This window comes from Nitrospinaceae bacterium (genome assembly GCA_018669005.1).
Classification (GTDB): Bacteria; UBA8248; UBA8248; order UBA8248; family UBA8248; genus UBA8248.
In genome coordinates, this window is record JABJAL010000049.1 from 33,865 (window position 1) to 54,789 (window position 20,925).

The following is a 20,925-nucleotide window of genomic DNA, read 5'->3' on the forward strand; positions in this document are numbered from 1 at the left end:
CATTGGAAACCTGGGAGGAGGACACCCGGGGACCTTCTGATTTTTCTCTAGCGATGCGTGATTTGTCGCGTCGTCCGCCTGCGATGTTCGGATTGCTCTGTGTCGTTTTTGTGATTGTGTGGGCTTTGGTACCCCAATTGTTCGCTCCAATGGATCCGTACTTGCAAAATCTTGATCTCACTTTGAAACCTCCCGGGTATGTCAATTCTGACGGATTCACGTACTGGGCCGGAACGGATCAGTTGGGCCGCGATTTATTGAGCCGTATAATCTGGGGCTCCCGGATTTCACTTATCGTCGGGTTTGTCGCAGTCCTTTTGAGCGGGGCAATAGGGATAACGCTGGGGTTGGTTGCGGGCTTCTATGGCGGAATAGTCGATACCGTCATTAGCCGGATTATTGATATAGCGCTTTCAGTTCCGTTCATCCTGCTGGCGATGAGTATTATCGCCATCCTGGGGACGAGCCTTCAAAATGTAATACTCGCCATGGCCGTTCGCACGTGGATCGTATATGCGCGTCCGATTCGTGGAGCCGTTCTTTCGGCAAAAGAATACGAGTATATCGTAGGGGCGAGGGCCAACGGTTGCCGCACCCCCCGGATACTTATTCGTCATCTACTTCCAAATGTTCTTTCCACCGCCATCGTGATAGCCACGCTCTATCTCGGACGGATGATTATCATTGAGGCATCTTTGTCTTTCCTCGGGGTGGGTGTGCCACCGCCAACTCCCGCTTGGGGCGGTATGCTCGCAGATGGGCGCTCCTATCTCGATACCGCCTGGTGGATTGCTGTCTTTCCGGGGCTGGCGCTCATGCTGATCGTATTGGGGATAAATCTTTTCGGGGACTGGATTAGAGACGCACTTGATCCAAGAATGAAGCGGCTGGCCGATTAGTGCCAATAAATTTCTAACGGCAAGACCGTCCAAGATGAGGACAAACAACCCTTAGATGGGATGGATGAGGGCCCCTGTAAATTCACTTTTGATAGCTGACGAGCCCCGTCTTCATTGATTTGCCTGCTACCTGCTGAATTTTAGCCTCCGGGCTTGCGGCTCCATGGATCTTTTTCAATTCATAAAACTTCTAGTAATGCTTGTTAGCTCATGAGTATGTTTTGAAATTTCGTTCGACCTTTTCACATAAAGAACTGTCGTCTTGCCATAGCAAAATCGAGAGGCTTGAGAATTTGCAAATGTGTGTATGAGGAGTGTGCCGGTAAGTCGCGGCCACTAATTTCATAACTCGGCTTTTTTTGAGGAGAAATAATTATGCCCAAGATGACAGGAGCACGCTTTCTCGCTGATACGCTTCAGGCCTACGGTGTGACCCATATTTTCTTCATGCCAGGAATAGTCAAACGTGCTCTCTTTGAGATGGACGAGCGAACAAATATAGATCGTATCCTAACCCATGGAGAAAAATCGGCGGTTTACATGGCCGATGGCTATGCGCGTGCCAGCGGCCGCCCCGGAATTTGTATGGCCCAGACGGTGGGCGCATCCAACCTGGCTGCGGGCCTCAGGGACCCATATCTTGGGTGCTCTCCAGTGATTGCCATCACGGGTGGAACCGAGACCGATACCCAGTATCGTAATGTTTATCAGGAAGTCGAAGACCTCTCCATGTTTGATCCGGTTACTAAGTTCAACGTTCGGGTGGAGCAGGTCGAGCGATACCCCGACCTGCTACGGGAGGCCTTTCGGTGCGCCACCTCAGGGACTCCGGGACCTGTCCATCTGGAACTTAAGGGGCAAGGAGGTCAAATTACAGACGATGCGGAGGGGGACCTGGAAGTTTTCGTGGATGAGGCCACTACCCGGGTTCCCGCTTATCGGCCAGAGCCAGAGCCCGGGAGTATTCAAGAGGCGGCCAGGCTCCTGGCGGCGGCGAAAAGGCCAATCATCGTTGCGGGCGGCGGCGTTCGCGCATCGGGGGCGGGGGCCGAGTTGGTGGAGCTTGCCGAGAAACTCTCTATTCCCATTGCTACAGCCCTCAACGCCAAGGACACTGTTCCGCCCCAGCACCCGCTTTCGGTTGGTGTTGTGGGTGTTTACTCCCGCGAGACAGCGAACCAGGCGGTGCTGGATTCCGACCTGGTCTTCTTTATCGGGAGCAAGACCGGCGGCCAGGTGACGAATCGCTGGCGCCTCCCCCAGATTGGGACGCCTGTCATCCAGCTCGACATTAACCCCGAGGAAATTGGGCGAAACTATCCGCTGGAAGTGGGCATCATGGGGGATGCAAAGGTTAGCCTACGCAAACTTATTGATGCGGCCGATGCTTCCTCTGCCGCCTCCCGCAAGGATTGGACTGAACAACAAAAAAAATCCATGAAGGCGTGGTACGAGGAATTCGAGCCTCTTCTGAACTCGGATGCCGTTCCCATTCGCCCCGAGCGCATTTGCAAGGAGCTTACCGAGCACCTCCCCTCGGATGCGCTCCTCGTTTCGGATACCGGCCATGCGGGTATGTGGACGGGCGGTATGGTCGATCTTACCGAGCCGGGCCAGGGTTTTATTCGTTGTGCGGGCTCGCTGGGATGGGGTTTGCCTGCCGTACTGGGGGCAAAGTGTGCGCTTCCCGATAGGCCCGTTGTTCTGTTTACCGGAGACGGAGGGTTCTGGTACCACCTCTCCGAAATCGAAACGGCTGTGCGACGAAATATTAATGCTGTCATGGTGGTCAACAACAACCATGTCTTGAGCCATGGACTCCAAGGGTTGACCCAGATCGCAGGCGGCGAGCTGAATGCCAAGCATGAATTTATTTGGCATTATAATGACACCGATCTTGCAAAGGTGGCCGAATCGATGGGCGCCCTCGGTATTCGGGTGGATAAGCCCTCTGAAATTGATAGTGCCCTCGATCAGGCTTTCTCGGCGAACCGGCCCGTAGTGGTGGATGTTGCGACCGAAGTCATGGCCATGGCCCCACTTGCTATCGGATGACGAGAAGTTTTCTCTGGCGCATTTGGCAAGAGCGCCAGATGAGGCGGGTGTTTGAATCCCTCTCGGTTTTTTGATTTTGCGTCAAATTTCTAAAAAGGTGTAAGCCTGAATTTTAAGAACTACATCTATGGGAACGATATTTAAAAGAAGGGAGCAAGAGACTATGACCGAAGGACTGATACCGATCAGGAGAGTAGTTACCGGCAACGATGAGAGTGGTAAATCAAAAGTTGTTTGGGATGGCCCCGCTCCGGACACCCATCCGGCGCCGATACCCGGCAAAGGTCACACCGACCTTTGGACATGGTGGGAAACGCCTCCCCCCCTCTCCGGCGAGCGTGATGATGGAGATTTGCCCTACGATTTTCCCGGCTCCGCCGCTGGTGGACATCTTCGAGTCATCCAGGCGCGAAACCGCCCCGACGATTACGATCCGGCCAAGGATACCGAAGGCATTCCGTTTCATGAGCCCAAGGACATGCCCTCAAGAAGGCGATGGGATCGAGGCGGCGATAATTCCTTCTCCTCGGGTATGCACAAAACCGAGACGGTGGATTACGGAATCATGTTGACGGGCGAGCGCGAATTAATTCTCGATGATCACACGCTTGTGATGAAGCCGGGCGATATCGTCGTTCAGGTGGGCGCGTGGCATCAGTGGGCCAGCCCCCGTCTGGGTTGCCAGATGGCGTTCGACATGATCGCAGCGCGCTTTACAGATGGGCCCGTGGGTCTGGCGCAGGGCAACGATAAGATCGTCGAGCCCGATCTCAAGCTACCAGATGGCGTGAAGCCAGCGCGGCGGATAGTGACCATAGATAAAGAGCCGGGAAAATCCACATTGCTCGCCGATGGTCCGGCGCCCGATGTACGTTTTGATCCCGCACGGCCCGGTTTTGCATCGGCGCGGCTGTGGGTCACCGATAGCGATCCGGCGACGATTGTTATGGAGACGCTTCATTTGCCGCACACTATCGAGCCTCCGAAGAACGGAACGGTCTGCCGGGTAGTTACTTTTCCGCCGGATGATGTTTGGAAAGATAACGTCGGCGCCGCCGAAGTTGAGGCGTATTTCAGCGCAATGGGCTCGCCTGGCGCCTCCACGTATTCGGACTCTGCGCCTCATCCGTACATGCAGAAGACGCAAACCCTAGAATTTTGTTTTATCCACGAGGGTGAAATCGTATTGGTGCTCGACACCGAAGAGGTGTCCTTGAAGGCGGGTGACGTCGTGATACTGCGCGGGAGTAACCATGCCTGGAGCAACCGTTCCGGCAGCCCGGCAGTCATGACGATTTCGTCTCATGATGGGAAGTAGATGGATTAGTGTGCAGATTATTTGATTTTCGTTTTCTTGAAATTCGCTCAGATAGTTAGATGAATACTAAAAGGCTCTGGGGTGATTCTCGGGGCCTTTTAGTTTCACTGGTTTTCGAAGAAAGATGGATGGCCGATTTGGTTTTACAAATTTCAGAGATGCGATTTCGAGTCTTAAGGACGGGAAAATTAGTTTGTTAAGCTAACTTTCGTCTAAACCAACAAACCTTCTCTAGCAGACCCGCTCGGCCCACTTGTTCATCGCCGCCTCGTTCAATTCAACTCCAAAACCGGGTCTGTCTGAAAGCGTAAGCCAGCCTTCTTTAAGCTCGGGCGTTCCGTCGAAAAGCTCGAACCAGACCGGATCGCGCTCGGGGTCGGCATGGCTCTCGCAAATATAGCCCGCCGGGCTGGCGGCTATGCAGTGGGCATGAATTTGCGGGTCGTGGTGCGGCATGAACTGGATGTGTGCCAACTCGGCGGCCGTCATGATTTTTCGACTTCCTGTGACGCCCTCGAATTTCGTTGCGTCAAACTGGATAATGTCCACCGAATTGTCATCGATCAAGCGAAGGCAATCGTACAGGTTCATTTCACCGTGCCCATCCGCAATCGGAATCGGACAATCAGCCTTGAGGCGGGGCAGGGTGTGTTTCGCCTCGCGCCAACAGATTGGCTCCTCAATCCACGCCAAATCGAAATCAGTCAGATGCTGTACGCCTTCCTTGGCCGCGGCATAGTCCCAGGCGCCGTTTACATCTACGGCGAGCAGACACTCGGGCCCGATTGCCTTCCTTACACCAGCAACGCGAGACATATCTTCTTCAAGCGTCATTGCGCCAATTTTCATCTTGAAGCCCCGATGTCCCATTTCATAATAACGGCCGACCTCATCGACAAGCTCGGCGACGTCTTTTCCATCGCGGTAGTAGCCGCCACCGGCATAGGTGCGGGCACGGCCTTCCAATCCCCCCAGGAGCTTGTAGAGTGGAAGGCCCGCCGCCTTCCCCATGATGTCCCACAGCGCATTGTCGATGGTCGCTGCGGCCGTGATGATATGGTCGCGCGGCCAGCCGCTGTCGTGGGAAATCCGGTGGTAGGTGGTGCCAAGGGTTTTCTTCAGCACCCGCTCGGGGCGAAGGGGGTCTTCTCCCAGAATGAGGTCGCCAAAGCCCCGCTTGAATATTTCGGCCACCTCGCTTACGCGTCCCGAGGCGGTGCCGAGACCGACGCCGGTGATGCCCTCGTCGGTCATGATTTTGACGACAAGCTCGTTCACCGAGAGGACTGGCCTGAGGCTTAGCCAGAATTCGCGTTCGGGCTGGGGGGCCGAGAGAAAATAAACTTCAACGCTCGTTATCTTCATATCAATTTCACTCGGCTACTACAGGATTGCGCAAAATGCCGAGAAGGGGCGATTCCACTTCCGCCACACCCCCTACTTTGAGCAGGTGCGCCTCGCCGCCTTCCCTGAAAATGGCGCAGCCCTCCGGGGTCCCCGTCGAGACGAGATCGCCCGGCTCTAGAGTCATCTTCGAAAGGTGAGAGATGATATGCGGAATATCGAAAATCATGTTCGAGAGGCTCTGGCGCTGAAGCTCGAAGCCATCCACCCGACCAATAATATCCATGTTCTGGGGATCGTCGATCTCATCGGAGGTGACGATCCAGGGCCCGATGGCGTTCGTTGCATCAAGACTTTTGCACAAGAAAAGCCCGCCTCTGGCATCGTCATCCTGAATGTCGCGAGCCGTCACATCGTTGTAGAGGGTGTAGCCCATGATGACATCGAAAGCATTTTCGCGGGGCACGTTCTTGCACCGCTCGCCAATTATCATGACGATTTCAGCCTCGGAGTCGAGTTTGCTCGTCAGTGGTGGGTAGATGATTGGTTCATCGGGTCCGATCATGGTCGAGGTGAAGCGGGGGGCCAGAGGAATTTGAGCCGGCATGGCGCTTCCCGATTCTGCTAGATGTTTATGGAAATTTCGCCCGGCGTGGACAAACTTACGCGGCCGCGGGACCGGCGCCCTGAGGTGTACAGAGGCGAGCGGGTGGGTGGACGCCGTGTGGCCTCCCGATTCTGCCTCGCTGGCAAGTTTGCGTGCAATCTCAAGACCCGCCTTACCTTTTTCGATGAAGAGCACCATGTCGGAGGGGATGTCGAGCGAGGCAGAGGCCAGATCGAGAATCCTGTCTGAACTTAAAACCACACCGATAGTTTCTCTCGTTGTTCCGTTTTCCGGGATATCCATCGTTACAAGCTTCATGAAAGCTCTCCGTGAAAAGTGAGACTGCGCGGATTAATAGTAATGAAAAGTTGTGATAAATGTCGGGGTTCATCCTAAGATGCGGGGCGGCTCTATACAAGCTCGATTGGCAAAATAAGCTCGATTGGCAAAGCTCGTTTATATTCGGTCGTGTCCTCGCTTATGCCGGGCAAATCGGTATATATTCCGCCAATGTCTAATTTATTTTCTTCAATCGGTCTGGCGGAAATTCTCGCACTCAGCTCCTCGCTGACGTACTCATTCACATTTATTTTCTTGCGCCAGGGACTTCGCAGCGGCTCTCCCCTGGCCGGTGTTTTAACCATGGGCGCCATTGTTGGTTCCGTGGGCCTGATTGCCGCCGCCTCTCGGGGCACGCTCCAGACATCGACGCTTACACCAATACTCTGGTTTGCCTTGGCGGGTTGTGTGGGGCAGGGAGTTGGACAGATGGCCTCGTTCACCGGCATTCAGCGTATGGGCGTCAGTCGCGCTGCGCCGATACAGGGGTCGGCCCCGATTTGGGCCATTTTGCTTGCTGTGCTCATTTTGGGAGAAAAGCCCGGTCTTTTTGTTTGGGTGGGGGCGGCGTGTGTCGTCACCGGCGTTGGTTTGCTCTCTAAGCCCAAAGAAGGCGAGGGGGGGAGCATAAAGGACTGGTTTCAGGGCTCCTTGATTTTTCCCCTTGGCGCCTCTTTGATGTTTGCCATCATGCCGGTTGTGGCCAAGTTCGGGTTTGCTCTCCAGAACACCCCGTTTGTGGCCGTTGGGGTGGCATTTAGCTCGGCGGTGGTGTTTCTTTGTGTCTCACGCTTCGGGTTGGGAATTGGCGGGGAAATTCGATTCGATAGGCGCTCTTTGCGCTGGTTCATCCTCGCGGGGTTGAGCACAACTCTCTCGGCCGGTTTTTTCTGGACATCTCTTTCGATGGGGGATGTTTCCATCATGATGCCCTTGAGTCGGCTGGGGCCGCTATGGGCCGTGTTGTGGACCTACCTTTTCCTTGGTCATATTGAGCGTGTTACGCCTCGGATATTTTTCTCAGCCTTCCTCATTGTTTCTGGCGGCGGTTTTATCATGGCATTCAAGTAGGGATTGATAAGGTTCTTCATCGCGATTAGTCAGGGGGCGGTAAGGTTCCCCCCCCCAAAAAATTCATATAGAGATTGAAGGGTCCCTCCCGCTTGGACCGCTAGCCCAAGGCCGCTATAATACAGCTATCGAAATAATTTCATTCCCCGGCGGGCCTGACCTCAATTATGTGAGGTTTTGGTTTGCCGGAGCGAGCACAATAGGGGCGAAAAAATGGAGCAGATGAAAAGTGATATCAGAGACGGTATGCGGATTGACTGGGATGTGCCGATCAAAATGGAAGATGGGCTCATCCTCAGAGCCGATGTTTACCGGCCCATCGACGATGGCAAGTATCCGGTAATCATGACCTATGGCCCATATGGCAAGTATCTTCACTTTGAGGATCTTTATGAGACTTGCTGGACTCGCATGGTCGAGCAGCATCCCGACGTCCCCGCGGGCTCGACGAATAAATATCAGAACTGGGAGGTCGTAGATCCCGAAAAGTGGGTGCCCGATGGTTATGCCATTGTGCGCGTGGATTCTCGGGGTGCGGGCCGCTCTCCGGGCCATATGGATATTTGGTCTGCACGCGAGGCCAAGGATTTTTATCACTGCATCGAGTGGTCGGCTGAGCAGCCCTGGAGCACAGGCAAGGTCGGCCTGAACGGAATTTCCTACTACGGAATGAACCAGTGGCAGGTGAGTTCCCTGCAGCCGCCGCATCTGACGGCGATGTGCATCTGGGAGGGGGCGGCCGACTACTATCGCGACATGGGCCACCACGGCGGTATCTTCTGTAACGGTTTCGCCCGCGGGTGGCCGGAGATGCAGGTCTATACGGTGCAGAACGGTCGCGGCACCAGGGGATTTCGCAGCCGCATGAACGGCGACATGGTGTCGGGGCCTGAGACGCTGACCGAGGAGGAGCTTGGCTCGAATCGAAATGATTTTGGCCAGGACGTTTTCTCGAACAAGCTTGCGACCGATGAATTTTGGACCTCGCGCATGCCCGATTACTCGAAAATTAATGTGCCGCTTCTCTCGTCCGCCAACTGGGGCGGCCAGGGTCTCCACCCGCGAGGCAATTTTGAGGGCTATGAGCGCTCGGCCTCGAATCAAAAATGGCTTGAGGTGCACGGCATCGAGCATTGGACGGAATTTTATACCGACTATGGCGTGAATATACAGAAGAAATTTTTTGGCCATTTCCTAAAAGGTGAGGACACGGGGTGGAAGGATGAGCCCAAGGTTCGCCTCCAGGTGCGTCATCCGGGCGAGGTGTTTGTTGAGCGCGAGGAGAACGAGTGGCCGCTGGCGAGGACCGAGTGGACAAAGTTCTATCTCGACCCGGCGCGGCAGACTTTGGGCAAAGAGCCTCCCGCCCAGGCCGGAAGCGCCACCTATGCTGGCTTTGGTGACGGCGTAACGTTCCTCACCCCGCCGCTTGAGGCGGCGACCGAACTCACCGGCCCCTCGGCGGCCAAGTTGTTTGTTTCCTCTGAGACTGAGGACGCCGATCTTTTCTTGGTGGTTCGGATATTTACCGGCGATTTAAAGGAAGTGGTTTTCCAAGGGGCGCTCGATCCCCACACACCGATTGCACAGGGCTGGCTGCGCGCCTCGCACAGAAAGCTCGACCCGAATCTCACGACAGAGATTCGCCCCTATCACACCCACGATGAGATTCAGCCGCTTAAGCCGGGCGAGAGGGTCGAGTGTGATGTCGAGATTTGGGACACGAGCATCGTCGTTCCGGCTGGCCACCGCATCGGGCTCACCGTGCGCGGGAAGGACTACGAGTTCACTGGCGGCGCGGGCGCCGGGCTATCGAACATGAAGAATGCGTTCACGGGCTGCGGGTGTTTCATTCACAACGATCCAGGTGATCGCCCAGCCCATATTTACGGCGGCAACGTGACGCTCCACACCTCCCCCGAGGAGCCTGCCTATGTCCTTCTTCCGGTAATTCCGGAGAAATAGGCAAGACGCTCGTATACGGATAAAGAAAGGGGTCGCCCCTCCAAGACGGCTCCTCTAGGAGAGAGTAATGAGTGAAGAGAAATTTAGATCTGAAATCAGAGACGGTATGCGCATTGATTGGGACGTTCCGCTCAAGATGGACGATGGCCTCGTTCTGCGGGCCGACATCTACCGGCCAATCGAGGAGGGGAACTACCCGGCCCTGGTGACCTATGGCCCCTATGGGAAGTATCTGGCTTTTCAGGACGGCTACGAGGACCAGTGGGACCGTATGGTTGAGCTTCATCCCGATGTCGCCGCCGGCTCGACCAATAAATATCAGAACTGGGAGGTTGCAGACCCCGAGAAGTGGGTGCCCGACGGCTATGTCATCGTCCGGGTCGATTCACGCGGCACGGGGCGCTCACCGGGATTTATCGAGCTGTGGTCCCCGCGCGAGACGAAAGATTTTCACGACTGCATCGAGTGGACCGCCGAGCAAACTTGGTGCAATGGCAAAATTGGCATCAACGGCATCTCCTACTATGCCATGAACCAATGGCAGGTGGCGGCCTCTCAGCCGCCCCATCTGGCGGCGATATGCATCTGGGAGGGCGGAGCTGATTTTTACCGCGATCTGAGTCACCATGGCGGCATCGTAAACACCTTTTGTGAGAACTGGTACGACATGCAGGTGAAAACCGTCCAGCATGGCGTTGGGTCAAAGGGCTACCGCAGCCGCATCGCCCCCGATTGGGTGGCGGGGCCGGAGACGCTGACCGATGAGGAGCTTGGTGCGAATCGCTCGGATTTTGGTGCGGATGTTTTGGCGAATCCTCTGTCCACCGACGAATATTGGGAATGCCGGATGCCGGATTGGTCGGAGGTCAAGGTTCCTCTTTTCTCGTCGGGCAATTGGGGTGGCCAGGGAATCCATCCCCGGGGCAACTCCGAGGGCTTTGTGCGTGCCGCCTCAAACGAGAAATGGTTCGAGATGCACGGCATCGAGCATTGGACAGAATTTTATACAGACTACGGCGTGGGCCTCCAAAAGAAATTTTTTGGCCATTTCCTAAAAGGTGAGGATACGGGTTGGAAGGAGCAGGCACCTGTTCTGCTTCAAGTCCGACATGTGGGCGAGAAATTCGTTGAGCGGACCGAAAACGAATGGCCGCTGGCGCGGACCCAGTGGACAAAATTCTACCTTCATACCGAGGACCACAATCTCGATCTCAATCCCCCCTCGGCGAAGGGAAGTGTTACATACGATGCCCTCGGCGACGGGGTCACATTCATTACAGCGCCCTTTGAGGCGGAAACCGAGTTAACCGGCCCCATGGCGGCCAAGCTGTTCGTTTCCTCTGAGACCGAGGATGCCGATCTCTTCTTGGTGGTTCGCCTGTTCACGGGCGACCTGAAAGAGGAGGTGTTCCAGGGGGCGCTCGATCCCAACACGCCCATTGGCCAGGGCTGGCTGCGTGCGTCGCACAGAAAGCTGGACCCCGAGTTGAGCGAGCCCTACAGGCCCTATCACACGCGCGATGAAAAACAGCCGCTCACCCCTGGCGAGGTGGTCGAACTCGATGTTGAAATATGGGTGACGAGTATTGTTGTTCCGGTAGGCTACCGGGTTGCCTTGAGTGTTCGCGGAAAAGATTATGAGTACGCCGGGGCGACGGGTGAGGGACTTGCTACCATGAAAAATGAGTTCAAGGGTTGCGGCCCGTTTCTTCATAACGACCCGCGGGACCGCCCGGTTGAGATTTACGGTAAAAAGGTAACGCTCCACACGGTGCCGGGCCATGAGCCCTATTTGTTGCTCCCGGTAATACCGCCGAAGTAGAATTAGCAGCCCTCGCTCGGATCCTGTCGAGCGCCCACTGGCTGGGGATGAAGTACTTATTGGATTTCAGAGCGGAGTCTCTTTTAATGGAGGCACACCTCCCGTATACTCGACATAGTATACGGGAGTTTTTTTTGTGAACTTGATAGCTATTATTCTTAGTGGTTTTACGGTGGGCGTGTCGCTCGGACTGACGGGCGGCGGCGGTTCCCTGCTTGCCATTCCCCTCCTTGTCTACGCAGTGGGCCAATCTCCTCATATGGCACTTGGAACCTCGCTCGCCTCGGTGGGTGCTACAGCGTTCAGTGGCGCCGTTCGCCGGATGATGGAAGGGCGGGTGGAGGTGCGGGCAGGGCTCCTATTCGCGGTGCTCGGCTCAGTGGGCACCTACATTGGCACACGGATGAACGCGAGGGTGCCCGGTTCCGTTTTGCTGATTCTGCTTGCGGGGCTCACGGTTTTACTGGCCGTGCGTATGTGGTGCCGCGCCTCGAGGGAAAAGAATAGCTGTGTTGTGGGAGAGCGCAATGAGGAAAAGAGATTTCAGCCGATTCCGTTGGTGGCGACCGCGATTGGATGTGGGTTCGCATCGGGATTTTTCGGCATCGGCGGTGGTTTTATCGTTGTCCCCGCTCTCGTGCTCGTGGTCGGTCTGTCGATGGACGCTGCGGTCGCGACCTCGCTTCTTGTTATCTCTTTCAACGGCGCGGTAGGGGTTATCAGCTATGCCGCCCAGGGAAGAGCGATCGATTATTCGGTTGCCGGCATTTTTGTCGCGGGTGGTCTCGCCGGGATGTGGGTCGGACAAAAGACCGGCAACCACCTGAATGAACGGATGCTTTCCCGACTTTTCGCCGCCGTGTTGTTATTGGTGGCTATGTTTCTCATCTATAAAAATATTTGAATCATTTGATTGATATTTCCGCCGCAGGGCAAATGCTCCTAAATTGGTGGCATGCGGCACCCAAGTTTGGCTTAATTTCGATATTAGGACGATTTTGAACATTGATTGTATCCAGGGTGTCATTTCCCTCCCAAAATAAGTATTTATTAAAAGATTGATAAATAACTACTTAGGTCCGGATGTTCATGTGTTATATCTAATATAGATATAATTATCTTTTTATCTTGCTTTTTTCTGTCTCCACCCCCATATTTACTTTTGCAAACAGTTTGCTGAGGCTAGCTACCTTATTTTGGAGATTCTACAGAAAGCAAATTTACAAGGATTTGCTTTCTGTGGAGGAAGCTTATGGCTCTGTACTCAAAGTCAGTTCAGAATGCGGTCACCATCCTCACCTTTATCGCGAGGAGGGGCGGGGGCGCGCCGATAACGGTCAATGAAATTGCAAAGGAGACGGGCGTATCAGGGCCAACGGTTGCGAAAACGGTTCAGCCTCTTGTAAAGAGAGGTGTGCTGAGTTCCCGCAAAGGGCCGGGAGGGGGATTTGTTCTGGCGCTCTCAGCAAAAGAAATATGTCTTGGCGCAATTGTCATGGCAGTGGAGGGCAGGGAGCCATTCGGAGAATGTATGGCGGGTCTTACCTCTTGCTCGGAGGATAATATTTGTCCCCTTCACGATAGGTGGAAGGGGGTTAAGATGGCGCTACTCGAATTTATGGAAAAGACCAAACTTGAAGATATGGTTTGCGCGGTTGAGCAGATGATAGAGGAAAAGAATCAATTAGACTCAGAGAAAAAAATAGACTCAGGGATACAAAACTTTTTCGAAATTTAACGGGCTCCTCTAAGGTTTCAGTATCATTTAAATATGGTGAGAAGCAGTTATCTTCTCGGCACATTGAATTTTTGAAAGGAGATTCTTTGATGAAGCAGTGGGTCACGATTTTAGTTTGTGCGGCGGCCGCTTTTGTTCTGGTGGTCGATAGGATGGATGCGGAAGCAGCTGATGCGGCTGCAGGGAAGGCGAAGTATCAGCAATTTTGCGGCGCTTGCCATGGTCCAAATGGCAAGGGAGATGGTCCGGCGGCGGCCAGCTTGAATCCCAAGCCTCAGGATCACTCGGATAGTAAGTATATGAAAAGTCTGTCCGATGAGAAAATTTTTAAAATTATAAAAATGGGCGGCGCAGCGGTTGGCAAATCGCCCACCATGCCTCCATGGGGCGGCGCATTGAGCGACGGCGATATTAATAATGTAGTGGCCTTTATTCGTTCGCTCTCTAAGTGAGGCCTCGGGATGTCCGAGAATTCAAAATATAAGGTTATTGTTCCCGATAGCGGCTATTGGTCCGAGATGGTGAAGTGCCGTGAAAGGTGTCCGGTTCACACGGATGCCAGGGGGTATGTCCGTGCAGTATCCGAGGGACGATTTGAGGACGCCTATCGGATAGCACGCGAGCCCAATCCGTTTGCCTCGGTATGCGGTCGTGTGTGCGCGGCCCCTTGCGAGGCGGCCTGTCGGCGCGGGGCGGTGGATGATCCTGTTTCTATTCGTTCGCTAAAACGATTTCTCACGAATCGCTACGGCCCGGAGGCCGAGCGTCCACTGGGCCAGGCGACGGGCACGCGCTTGGTGGTTCGTGGGCCGGAGACCCCGCATGTCCAGGCGCCGTGGGATATGACGGCTCTTCGCCGAGTAGGCGAGGCGATTCGGGATAAAACCAAGGGCCGCAAGGTGGCCATCGTCGGCTCTGGTGTGGCGGGGCTCACCTGTGCGCATGACTTGGCCCTCCTTGGCTACAAACCCACTGTGTTCGAGGCTCAAAGCGTGCCGGGCGGGATGCTCAAACTCGGGGTGCCCGAGTATCGACTGCCCCGGGATTTGGTTCAGGCTGAAATTCAGGCGGTTCTCGATTTGGGTGTTGAACTTAAAGTTGATCACGCCATTGGACGTGAATTCAATATGTCCGACCTGAAAAGGGATGGATTCGAGGCAGTGTTTATTGCCATTGGCGCGCACAAGAGCCGGAATCTGCCTATCGAGGGGGTGGAGCTTGACGGCGTTTTCCGGGCGGTTGAGTTTTTGCTCAACGTTAACCTGGGCTTCAAGGTGGACCTTGGCGAGAGGGTGGTTATCGTCGGCGGCGGTGATGTGGCGATGGATGCCGCCCGCACGGCTTCTCGAGAGATAAATGCCGAGCCTGGGGACGAAGATAGGTCGACCATGTCAGAGACGGTGGATGTTGCCCGTGAGGCTCTGCGTATGGGCGCCCGCGATGTTCGAATGGTGTGTCTTGAATCCTGGGAGGAGATGCCGGCGAGCACCTTGGAGGTGGAGGGCGCACAGGGCGAGGGTATTGAGATCCATCCGCGTTGGGGACCAAAACGGATACTTGGGGAAGGGGGACAGGTGCGCGGGCTTGAGGTGCAAGGCGTTGCGCGCGTGTTTGATGAGCAGGGGAAATTCAGCCCCGAGTTTGTCCCCGACTCTGAGGAGGTAATGAATTGCGACTCGGTGATACTCGCCGTGGGGCAGGCGCCCGAGTTGTCGTGGATTCGGCCCGAGGACGGAATTGAAACGGACCCGCGAGGGACCATCAAGATCGATCGCGAAACGCTGGCGACGAGCGCGCCGGGCGTATATGCCGGCGGCGACGTGGCCTTTGGGCCCCGAATTTTTATCGAGGCGGTTGAAAACGGTCATCGCGCGGCGAACTCAATGCATCTGTTTCTGGGGGGGGAGGCGAGCGCGGCGAAAACGGAGGGGAGCTGGCACAAGGTCGATTTCTTCAGACAATCGCGCCTTCGCATCGGCGAGGCTGAGAAAACGCTCCCCGTGGTTAATCCAGCCTATCGCACCTCCAAGCGCGAGGAGGCGCCCAATCTTCCCATCGAGCGCCGCATCGGGATTGCCGAGGTTGAGCTTTCCTATTCTGCCGAGGATGCCAGCGAGCAGGCCTCCAGGTGTGTTCAGTGCGCGATTAACACGATTTTTAACAGTGATAAGTGTGTGATGTGTGGGGGCTGCGTGGATGTTTGTCCCTCGGCATGTCTTCGCATCGTGCCCCTTGCGCAGCTAGAGGGCGGATTGGAACTCGATAGCTTGACGAGGGCCCGCTATGGGGAGGCGGGGGCGATGAGCGGCGCGGCGATGCTCAAAGATGAGTCGGCCTGCATCCGGTGCAGCATGTGCGCCATGCGCTGCCCGACCGGAGCGATAACGATGGAGCAATATCGGTTTTCCACAACTTTGGCGGGTGCGTCTGGCCCGGCTGTCGTTTAGGGGAGTGTGTACGTGAGCCAAGAGATTGAGGGAATGCAGACTGATGGCGCAGGGGGGCAAGATCCGGAGCAGATAGGCGGCTTCTCTCGCCGCTCTTTATTGTCGATAGGATGGATTGCCTCCCTCGTTTCGATCATCGGGCCCGGCGTAGCCAACATTCGCTATCTATTTCCAAATGTATTGTACGAAACACCCACGGCTTTCAAGTTGGATAAGCCCGCAAATTATCAGCCGGACTCGATAACATTTATCGAGGACAGAAAGCTGTTTATTTTTCGCGACCGCCATGGGTTCCGGGCAATGTCGGCGGTCTGCACCCATCTGCGGTGCACGACCGGCCCGTTTGGGGCACCCTCGAGCAAGGGCAAGGCCTCGACGAGTCGCTGCCCCTGCCACGGCAGCGTGTTCGATCAAAGCGGGAATGTTCTCTCGGGCCCGGCACCCCGGCCTCTGTCTTTTTTTCGGATCGGTTTGAGCCCGGACGGATGGCTTCAGGTGGACACGCAGGATTTTGTGGCATCGGATAACTACTTCAAGGTGTAAAGGCGGAGAATAAAATTTTGCCAATTATCTTTACTCGGGGCATATCCTTGCCATGGGGGTTTTGAGGAAAAAATGACACAAGCAAGCGGGGCGGGAGATAAAAAAACAATAACGCGGTTGGGCGCCAAGTTGACCCGCTCGCGCGTCTGGCGCTCGATCTTTCGCCACGGATATCCGGACAACGATCTTGACCGGATGCAGGTGGTGGTCACGAATTTCTTTTTGCACATCATGCCTGCTCGTGTGAATGTGCACACGATTCGCCCGACGGCAACCTTGGGTCTCGGCGTCATCGCGCTGTTCATGTTTTTCATCCTGACCATTACCGGCGTTCTATTGATGTTCTATTACGTTCCCTCGGTGGACCGCGCATATTCTGACATGAAGGACTTGCAGTTCGTCGTCTCCTACGGGGTCATATTGAGAAATATGCACCGATGGGGCGCGCACGGAATGGTGGCCGTAGTTTTTGTTCACATGTGCCGCGTGTTTTATACGGGCTCCTATAAGGCGCCGCGCGAGTTCAACTGGGTGCTGGGTGTTATTCTCTGGGTCCTTACGATGTTCCTCTCGTTCACGGGCTATCTTTTGCCCTGGGATCAGCTTGCCTTCTGGGCCATCACAGTCGGATCGAGCATCGCCGCCTACCCGCCCCTGATGGGCGACACCATTCGCTTCATGCTGCTGGGTGGGCAGGAGGTAGGCCAAGGGGCTCTCTTGAGATTTTATGTTCTGCATGTGGCCATCCTGCCCATAGTGATGAGCATGATCATGGCCGTTCATCTTTGGCGCATTCGAAAAGATGGTGGCCTTGCCCGCTCAAGGGATGAGCATGAGGACGGGCATCCCACGACCGCCGTCGATAGCGGATTGTGGGATACCGCTAAAACCTACGGGCTGATGGCGCTTTCACGAAGCACCACCCCAATCGTTGGGACACAGACACCCGAGGAGGAGGTGACGGCCTGGCCTCATCTGACATTTCGGCTTCTCGTCTTGTTCGTCGGCACTTTGGCCACCATTACTGCAATTTCACTTCTCTTTGATGCCCCTCTTGAGGAGATTGCCAATCCGATACATCCGCCCAACCCTTCAAAAGCGCCTTGGTATTTTCTCGGTTTACAAGAACTGGTCAGCTATTCTGCGCTCGTCGGTGGGGTCATAGTTCCGGGGCTCGCTGTTCTAGGCTTGATGGTCATTCCTTTTATCGACCACACCCCGGCGGGAGAAGGTGTGTGGTTCTCCTCGCTTGAGGGGAAAAAGATCGCCTGGAAGAGTTTTGTTGGGGGCGCGCTTTCGGTTCCCATATTGATGATACTCAATGCCCAGTTCGGCATCCGGGTTCTTTGGGCCAAGTCGCCTCAATTTATGGCGGATCTTGTGAATCCGGCGACCATTCTTCTTGTCGGCATTGCCATTTACTCGAGCAGCATTGTTCGTAAAACGGGCTCGCGGCGTTTGGGCGCTATTTCTTTGTTTTCATCGTTCTTGGGTGCGTTGATAATTTTAACGATTGTAGGAACGTTTTTCCGCGGAGCGAACTGGGCCTTTATTCTTCCGTGGGCGCAAAGTGCGGTGCACCATTAAACGCGCGTGCATTTTAAGTGAAGACTTTTGCCCGATGGGGTTTTACACAAATCATTCGATGAATTGTTCATGTGATAGGGAACGATATGAAATCTGAAATAAAATCAGAGTCGGCTAGTCTGAAGAATTGGTATCTGGCATTCGCGATTGTGGGCGTTATTTCGGGATTTTTATTCATTGTTTCGTATTGGAGCGATTATGATCGTGAGTGGCGAAAATATCAGGATGCCTATGCCACGGAGTTGAGGGCTATTGTTTCGGGTTCGGGTAAACAGGAATTGCCAACTCCGGGGTATATCTATAATCAAATTGTGGTTTCACCGAATCGCGTAGACAGGTGCCAGATGTGCCATAGGGCTTTGGATGATCCAAGATTCGCCAAATCGCCGCAGCCTTTGACTACTCATCCGAAAATTCCGTCTCATTCATTTGAAAAATTTGGATGCACTTCATGTCACATGGGCCAAGGCCGAGCCACTACGGTAGCCGATGGGCATGGCAAAGTTCCTTTTTGGGATGAGCCCCTGCGCCGTAAACCCTTTACGCAGGCGAGTTGCGGTACATGCCACAGGGGTGTGAAGCTCAAGGGAGCGCCACTACTTGCCAGGGGAAGGCAGCTATATCTAACGATGGGTTGCATTGCTTGCCACACTATCCATGGCGCTGGGGGAAAGCTAGGGCCGGAACTTACCTGGGTTGGTGATCGGCGTAAGGACCCAGAATGGCATCTCAAACATTTCGCCAATCCTCAAGGTATATCTCCCGGCTCGACGATGCCGCCATACAAGCATCTTGCCAAGAAGGATTTAGAGGCCCTCACCGTTTATATGTTGAGTTTGAGTAGTGCCCCTGAGGGGCTTATTGCTGCACCAAATGTCATCCAGGCGAAAGTAGCTACCAAGCCGCAGAAGAAATAGGCGGGATTTTTGTAGGACTCTTCGAGGTTTTGAAGGTAAGCTCTTCCGTATGAGGAGAGCCTATCTAGCCGCGTGGTTTCTTCTTCTCTTCTTCTTTGAATTTCATTGAGCGAATTAGAGAGTGCATCCATTGAGGAAGTTTTGGGGGCGCTTCTCCTGTTTTATCCCCATCGTTATTTTCTTTTTTGTCTGGATCTTGGGAAGGCTGTTTCTCCTCTCCGGCTATCCAACTAGATCTCTGGCGATGAATGTGAGAAAGGCCTAGTAAGGAAGGCTGCCTCAAGGATGGATGATTCGAACTCACTTCGGTACGTGGCGATTCTGGATAATTCAGCATAAAAAAACTCCTTGCACATAAAGTCTTTCGCGCAAGGAGCAGAACCCCTCACTTTCGTTCGGCAGGCCAACCATCAGCCGAATATCCGCTGACTTGTGCCTTTGCGCCCCCGCTTCACAACGAGTTTGCCGTTATCGCGAAAGAACTGTTTGGTCCGGCTATCCGTTTCCCCTCTTGGCTACGAATAACCCTGACCTGTTGGTATCCAATATGGGACCTGATTTCATTTTCTGCATTAGGATACTGTAAGATTTTTGTTTATTTTGCATTGAATTTAACAGCAATAATAAAACTGGGCTGATGCCTCATCATCCAAATTGATGCGTAAAATACTATTTTTGAAAATATTTTTTGATCCTGGCGAGGTGGGTATTTTGTCAGGGCGGCTACGAATTAATTCCCCGCTTTCGGAATTTCATCCCATCTTGTCGTATAGCGGGGGGAGCAGTGGTTGGATTTCCGCCGCCAGGTGGTGCGAAATCCCTCTGACCCGTAACGGATGGTTCCCCGGCCCATCTGTCCGTTGATGGTGTCGATGGCCTGCATCAGCTCCGGCTGCCAGCAGCTATCGGTGGCGAAAAGCTCTGTCTGTGTGCTTTCCGCCGGGCTCAAGTCGAGCAGCATTACCCCCGCCTTGTGGTAGCGATAGCCGGGCTTATAAACCCGCTCGATAGCCTCAAGGGCGTGGTGGATTAGCTCCCCGGTGTTGTCGGTTGGCACCTCAAGGCTCACAGAGGTGGCGCTGCTGTACTGATGGTCTTTTTTGCTGAAATGGTTTGTGTGGGCGAAAACAGAGAGGGTGCGCGCCGCGAGGCGCCCACTGCGAAGTTTTTCTGCGGCGCGGGTCATGTAGTAGGAAACGCCCTCCTTGAGGTCTTGCTGTGTCGTGACTTTTTTGCCGAAAGCGCGGGAGACGATAATCTGTTTTTTGGGAGGCGGCGCTTTTTCGAGTGCAATGCAGGATATTCCCTGAAGCTCATAGCAGGTGCGCTGGAGCACGACGCTGAAGCCTTTTCGAATAAATCTTGGGTCGGCATCGGCCAGTGCCAGTGCGGAGTGGATTCCCCGCTCTTCGAGTTTTTTACTCCAGCGCGAGCCCACGCCCCAGACATCGCGGGCGTCCATGCCGGCCAGTGCGGCGCGGATGGCCGCTTTCTCGAAAAGCGAGAAGACGCCACCGTTTTTTTTGGCGAGGCGGTTTGCCGCCTTGGCGAGGGTTTTTGTGGGGCCGATTCCGACGCCGACGGGAATGCCCGTCCACTGACGCACCCTCTGGCCGATTTCTCTTCCATGTGCCTCTAAGTCGAGCCCCGCGATATTGCCGAGGTCGAGGAAGCATTCATCGATGGAATAGACCTCGACGGATGGCGCTAGCTCATCGAAAATCATGCGCACGCGCGCCGACATGTCGCCGTAGAGTACGTAGTTGGAGCTGAGTGCGAGACCGCTTACCCTTTCAAGCTCTGGGCGCACTTCGTGCCAGGGGGCGCCCATCGGGATGCCTGCGGCCTTGGCCTCGGGGGAGCGGGAGATTACGTTGCCATCGTTGTTGGAGAGAATGACGACAATTCTTCCCTCTAGTTTTGGATTGAAAACCCGCTCGCACGAAACGTAGAAATTATTGCAGTCTACCAGGGCGAATGCGCGCATCACTCAAAGGGCGTGGATTACGCTTGTCACCACGCCCCATATCTCGAAATCCATGTCGTCGATGATATCGAACGAGGGGAAGGCGTTGTTTTCGGGAAGAAGACGGAGCGTGCCGTCTTTCTTTTCAAGACGCTTGACGGTGAACTCGCCGCTGAGGACGGCGACGACGATTTTTCTGTCGCGGGGCTCAAGGGAGCGGTCTACCACGAGAATATCTCCGGAATGGATACCCGCCCCGATCATCGAATCGCCGTCGGCGCGCACAAAGAAAGTGGCGGCGGGGCGC

The 20,925-nt window shown here is 54.7% G+C and carries 18 protein-coding genes and 1 riboswitch; of the genes, 13 read left to right on the plus strand and 5 right to left on the minus strand.

Annotation, left to right across the window (positions count from 1 at the left end):
* Window positions 1-53 precede the first annotated feature (53 nt).
* From HOJ95_06425 to HOJ95_06435, 3 genes are all read left to right on the plus strand, one after another.
* A complete protein-coding gene (locus HOJ95_06425; protein ID MBT6394320.1) occupies window positions 54-899 on the plus strand; it encodes an ABC transporter permease in 846 nt (281 codons plus the stop codon).
* A 375-nt stretch (window positions 900-1,274) separates the two neighbouring features.
* Window positions 1,275-2,954, plus strand: coding sequence for a thiamine pyrophosphate-binding protein (locus HOJ95_06430; GenBank protein ID MBT6394321.1), 1,680 nt, complete (start codon window positions 1,275-1,277; stop codon window positions 2,952-2,954).
* A 163-nt stretch (window positions 2,955-3,117) separates the two neighbouring features.
* Complete coding sequence (locus tag HOJ95_06435; GenBank protein MBT6394322.1) at window positions 3,118-4,272, plus strand: cupin domain-containing protein; 1,155 nt, start codon at window positions 3,118-3,120, stop codon at window positions 4,270-4,272.
* A gap of 231 nt (window positions 4,273-4,503) precedes the next feature.
* Here the strand turns inward: HOJ95_06435 and HOJ95_06440 are convergent, their stop codons facing one another.
* Complete coding sequence (locus HOJ95_06440; protein ID MBT6394323.1) at window positions 4,504-5,637, minus strand: mandelate racemase/muconate lactonizing enzyme family protein; 1,134 nt, start codon at window positions 5,635-5,637, stop codon at window positions 4,504-4,506.
* A 7-nt stretch (window positions 5,638-5,644) separates the two neighbouring features.
* Window positions 5,645-6,541, minus strand: coding sequence for a fumarylacetoacetate hydrolase family protein (locus tag HOJ95_06445; GenBank protein MBT6394324.1), 897 nt, complete (start codon window positions 6,539-6,541; stop codon window positions 5,645-5,647).
* Between the two features lie 192 nt (window positions 6,542-6,733).
* Between HOJ95_06445 and HOJ95_06450 the strand changes: the two genes are divergently transcribed.
* From HOJ95_06450 to HOJ95_06495, 10 genes are all read left to right on the plus strand, one after another.
* The gene (locus HOJ95_06450; GenBank protein MBT6394325.1) at window positions 6,734-7,633 is read left to right on the plus strand and encodes a DMT family transporter; all 900 of its coding nucleotides are present in this window, start codon (window positions 6,734-6,736) and stop codon (window positions 7,631-7,633) included.
* A gap of 246 nt (window positions 7,634-7,879) precedes the next feature.
* A complete protein-coding gene (locus tag HOJ95_06455) occupies window positions 7,880-9,598 on the plus strand; it encodes a CocE/NonD family hydrolase (protein MBT6394326.1) in 1,719 nt (572 codons plus the stop codon).
* 106 nt (window positions 9,599-9,704) lie between these two features.
* Window positions 9,705-11,420 carry a CocE/NonD family hydrolase gene (locus HOJ95_06460; protein ID MBT6394327.1) on the plus strand — a complete coding sequence of 572 codons (1,716 nt, stop codon included), beginning with the start codon at window positions 9,705-9,707 and terminating at the stop codon, window positions 11,418-11,420.
* Between the two features lie 136 nt (window positions 11,421-11,556).
* Entirely contained in the window at window positions 11,557-12,324 is a 768-nt protein-coding gene (locus tag HOJ95_06465; GenBank protein MBT6394328.1) for a sulfite exporter TauE/SafE family protein, read from the plus strand.
* A 348-nt stretch (window positions 12,325-12,672) separates the two neighbouring features.
* Window positions 12,673-13,158 carry an Rrf2 family transcriptional regulator gene (locus HOJ95_06470; protein MBT6394329.1) on the plus strand — a complete coding sequence of 162 codons (486 nt, stop codon included), beginning with the start codon at window positions 12,673-12,675 and terminating at the stop codon, window positions 13,156-13,158.
* 86 nt (window positions 13,159-13,244) lie between these two features.
* A complete protein-coding gene (locus tag HOJ95_06475) occupies window positions 13,245-13,610 on the plus strand; it encodes a cytochrome c (GenBank protein MBT6394330.1) in 366 nt (121 codons plus the stop codon).
* A 66-nt stretch (window positions 13,611-13,676) separates the two neighbouring features.
* A complete protein-coding gene (locus tag HOJ95_06480; GenBank protein ID MBT6394331.1) occupies window positions 13,677-15,605 on the plus strand; it encodes an FAD-dependent oxidoreductase in 1,929 nt (642 codons plus the stop codon).
* A gap of 12 nt (window positions 15,606-15,617) precedes the next feature.
* Window positions 15,618-16,148, plus strand: a complete 531-nt coding sequence (locus HOJ95_06485) for a Rieske (2Fe-2S) protein (GenBank protein ID MBT6394332.1) — start codon at window positions 15,618-15,620, stop codon at window positions 16,146-16,148.
* 72 nt (window positions 16,149-16,220) lie between these two features.
* Window positions 16,221-17,735: a DUF4405 domain-containing protein gene (locus HOJ95_06490; protein ID MBT6394333.1), complete on the plus strand. Its 1,515-nt coding sequence runs from the start codon at window positions 16,221-16,223 to the stop codon at window positions 17,733-17,735.
* A 458-nt stretch (window positions 17,736-18,193) separates the two neighbouring features.
* Window positions 18,194-18,652, plus strand: a complete 459-nt coding sequence (locus tag HOJ95_06495) for a c-type cytochrome (protein MBT6394334.1) — start codon at window positions 18,194-18,196, stop codon at window positions 18,650-18,652.
* 64 nt (window positions 18,653-18,716) lie between these two features.
* Here HOJ95_06495 and HOJ95_06500 read toward each other — a convergent pair whose 3' ends face one another.
* From HOJ95_06500 to umuD, 3 genes are all read right to left on the minus strand, one after another.
* Window positions 18,717-18,989: a hypothetical protein gene (locus HOJ95_06500; GenBank protein MBT6394335.1), complete on the minus strand. Its 273-nt coding sequence runs from the start codon at window positions 18,987-18,989 to the stop codon at window positions 18,717-18,719.
* A 57-nt stretch (window positions 18,990-19,046) separates the two neighbouring features.
* Window positions 19,047-19,129: riboswitch (cyclic di-GMP riboswitch) on the minus strand.
* Between the two features lie 253 nt (window positions 19,130-19,382).
* Complete coding sequence (locus HOJ95_06505) at window positions 19,383-20,642, minus strand: Y-family DNA polymerase (protein MBT6394336.1); 1,260 nt, start codon at window positions 20,640-20,642, stop codon at window positions 19,383-19,385.
* The coding region (gene umuD, locus HOJ95_06510) for a translesion error-prone DNA polymerase V autoproteolytic subunit (protein MBT6394337.1) at window positions 20,643-20,925 on the minus strand (283 nt) is incomplete at its 5' end.

Bases quoted from the DNA above. Each gene is read 5' to 3' on its own strand.
- HOJ95_06470 (MBT6394329.1), top strand. From the start codon at position 12,673: ATGGCTCTGTACTCAAAGTCAGTTCAGAATGCGGTCACCATCCTCACC.
- HOJ95_06425 (MBT6394320.1), top strand. From the start codon at position 54: ATGCGTGATTTGTCGCGTCGTCCGCCTGCGATGTTCGGATTGCTCTGT.
- HOJ95_06440 (MBT6394323.1), bottom strand. From the start codon at position 5,637: ATGAAGATAACGAGCGTTGAAGTTTATTTTCTCTCGGCCCCCCAGCCC.
- HOJ95_06495 (MBT6394334.1), top strand. From the start codon at position 18,194: ATGGGCCAAGGCCGAGCCACTACGGTAGCCGATGGGCATGGCAAAGTT.
- HOJ95_06460 (MBT6394327.1), top strand. From the start codon at position 9,705: ATGCGCATTGATTGGGACGTTCCGCTCAAGATGGACGATGGCCTCGTT.
- HOJ95_06430 (MBT6394321.1), top strand. From the start codon at position 1,275: ATGCCCAAGATGACAGGAGCACGCTTTCTCGCTGATACGCTTCAGGCC.
- HOJ95_06435 (MBT6394322.1), top strand. From the start codon at position 3,118: ATGACCGAAGGACTGATACCGATCAGGAGAGTAGTTACCGGCAACGAT.
- HOJ95_06490 (MBT6394333.1), top strand. From the start codon at position 16,221: ATGACACAAGCAAGCGGGGCGGGAGATAAAAAAACAATAACGCGGTTG.
- HOJ95_06480 (MBT6394331.1), top strand. From the start codon at position 13,677: ATGGTGAAGTGCCGTGAAAGGTGTCCGGTTCACACGGATGCCAGGGGG.
- HOJ95_06455 (MBT6394326.1), top strand. From the start codon at position 7,880: ATGCGGATTGACTGGGATGTGCCGATCAAAATGGAAGATGGGCTCATC.
- HOJ95_06450 (MBT6394325.1), top strand. From the start codon at position 6,734: ATGTCTAATTTATTTTCTTCAATCGGTCTGGCGGAAATTCTCGCACTC.
- HOJ95_06500 (MBT6394335.1), bottom strand. From the start codon at position 18,989: ATGCTGAATTATCCAGAATCGCCACGTACCGAAGTGAGTTCGAATCAT.
- HOJ95_06445 (MBT6394324.1), bottom strand. From the start codon at position 6,541: ATGAAGCTTGTAACGATGGATATCCCGGAAAACGGAACAACGAGAGAA.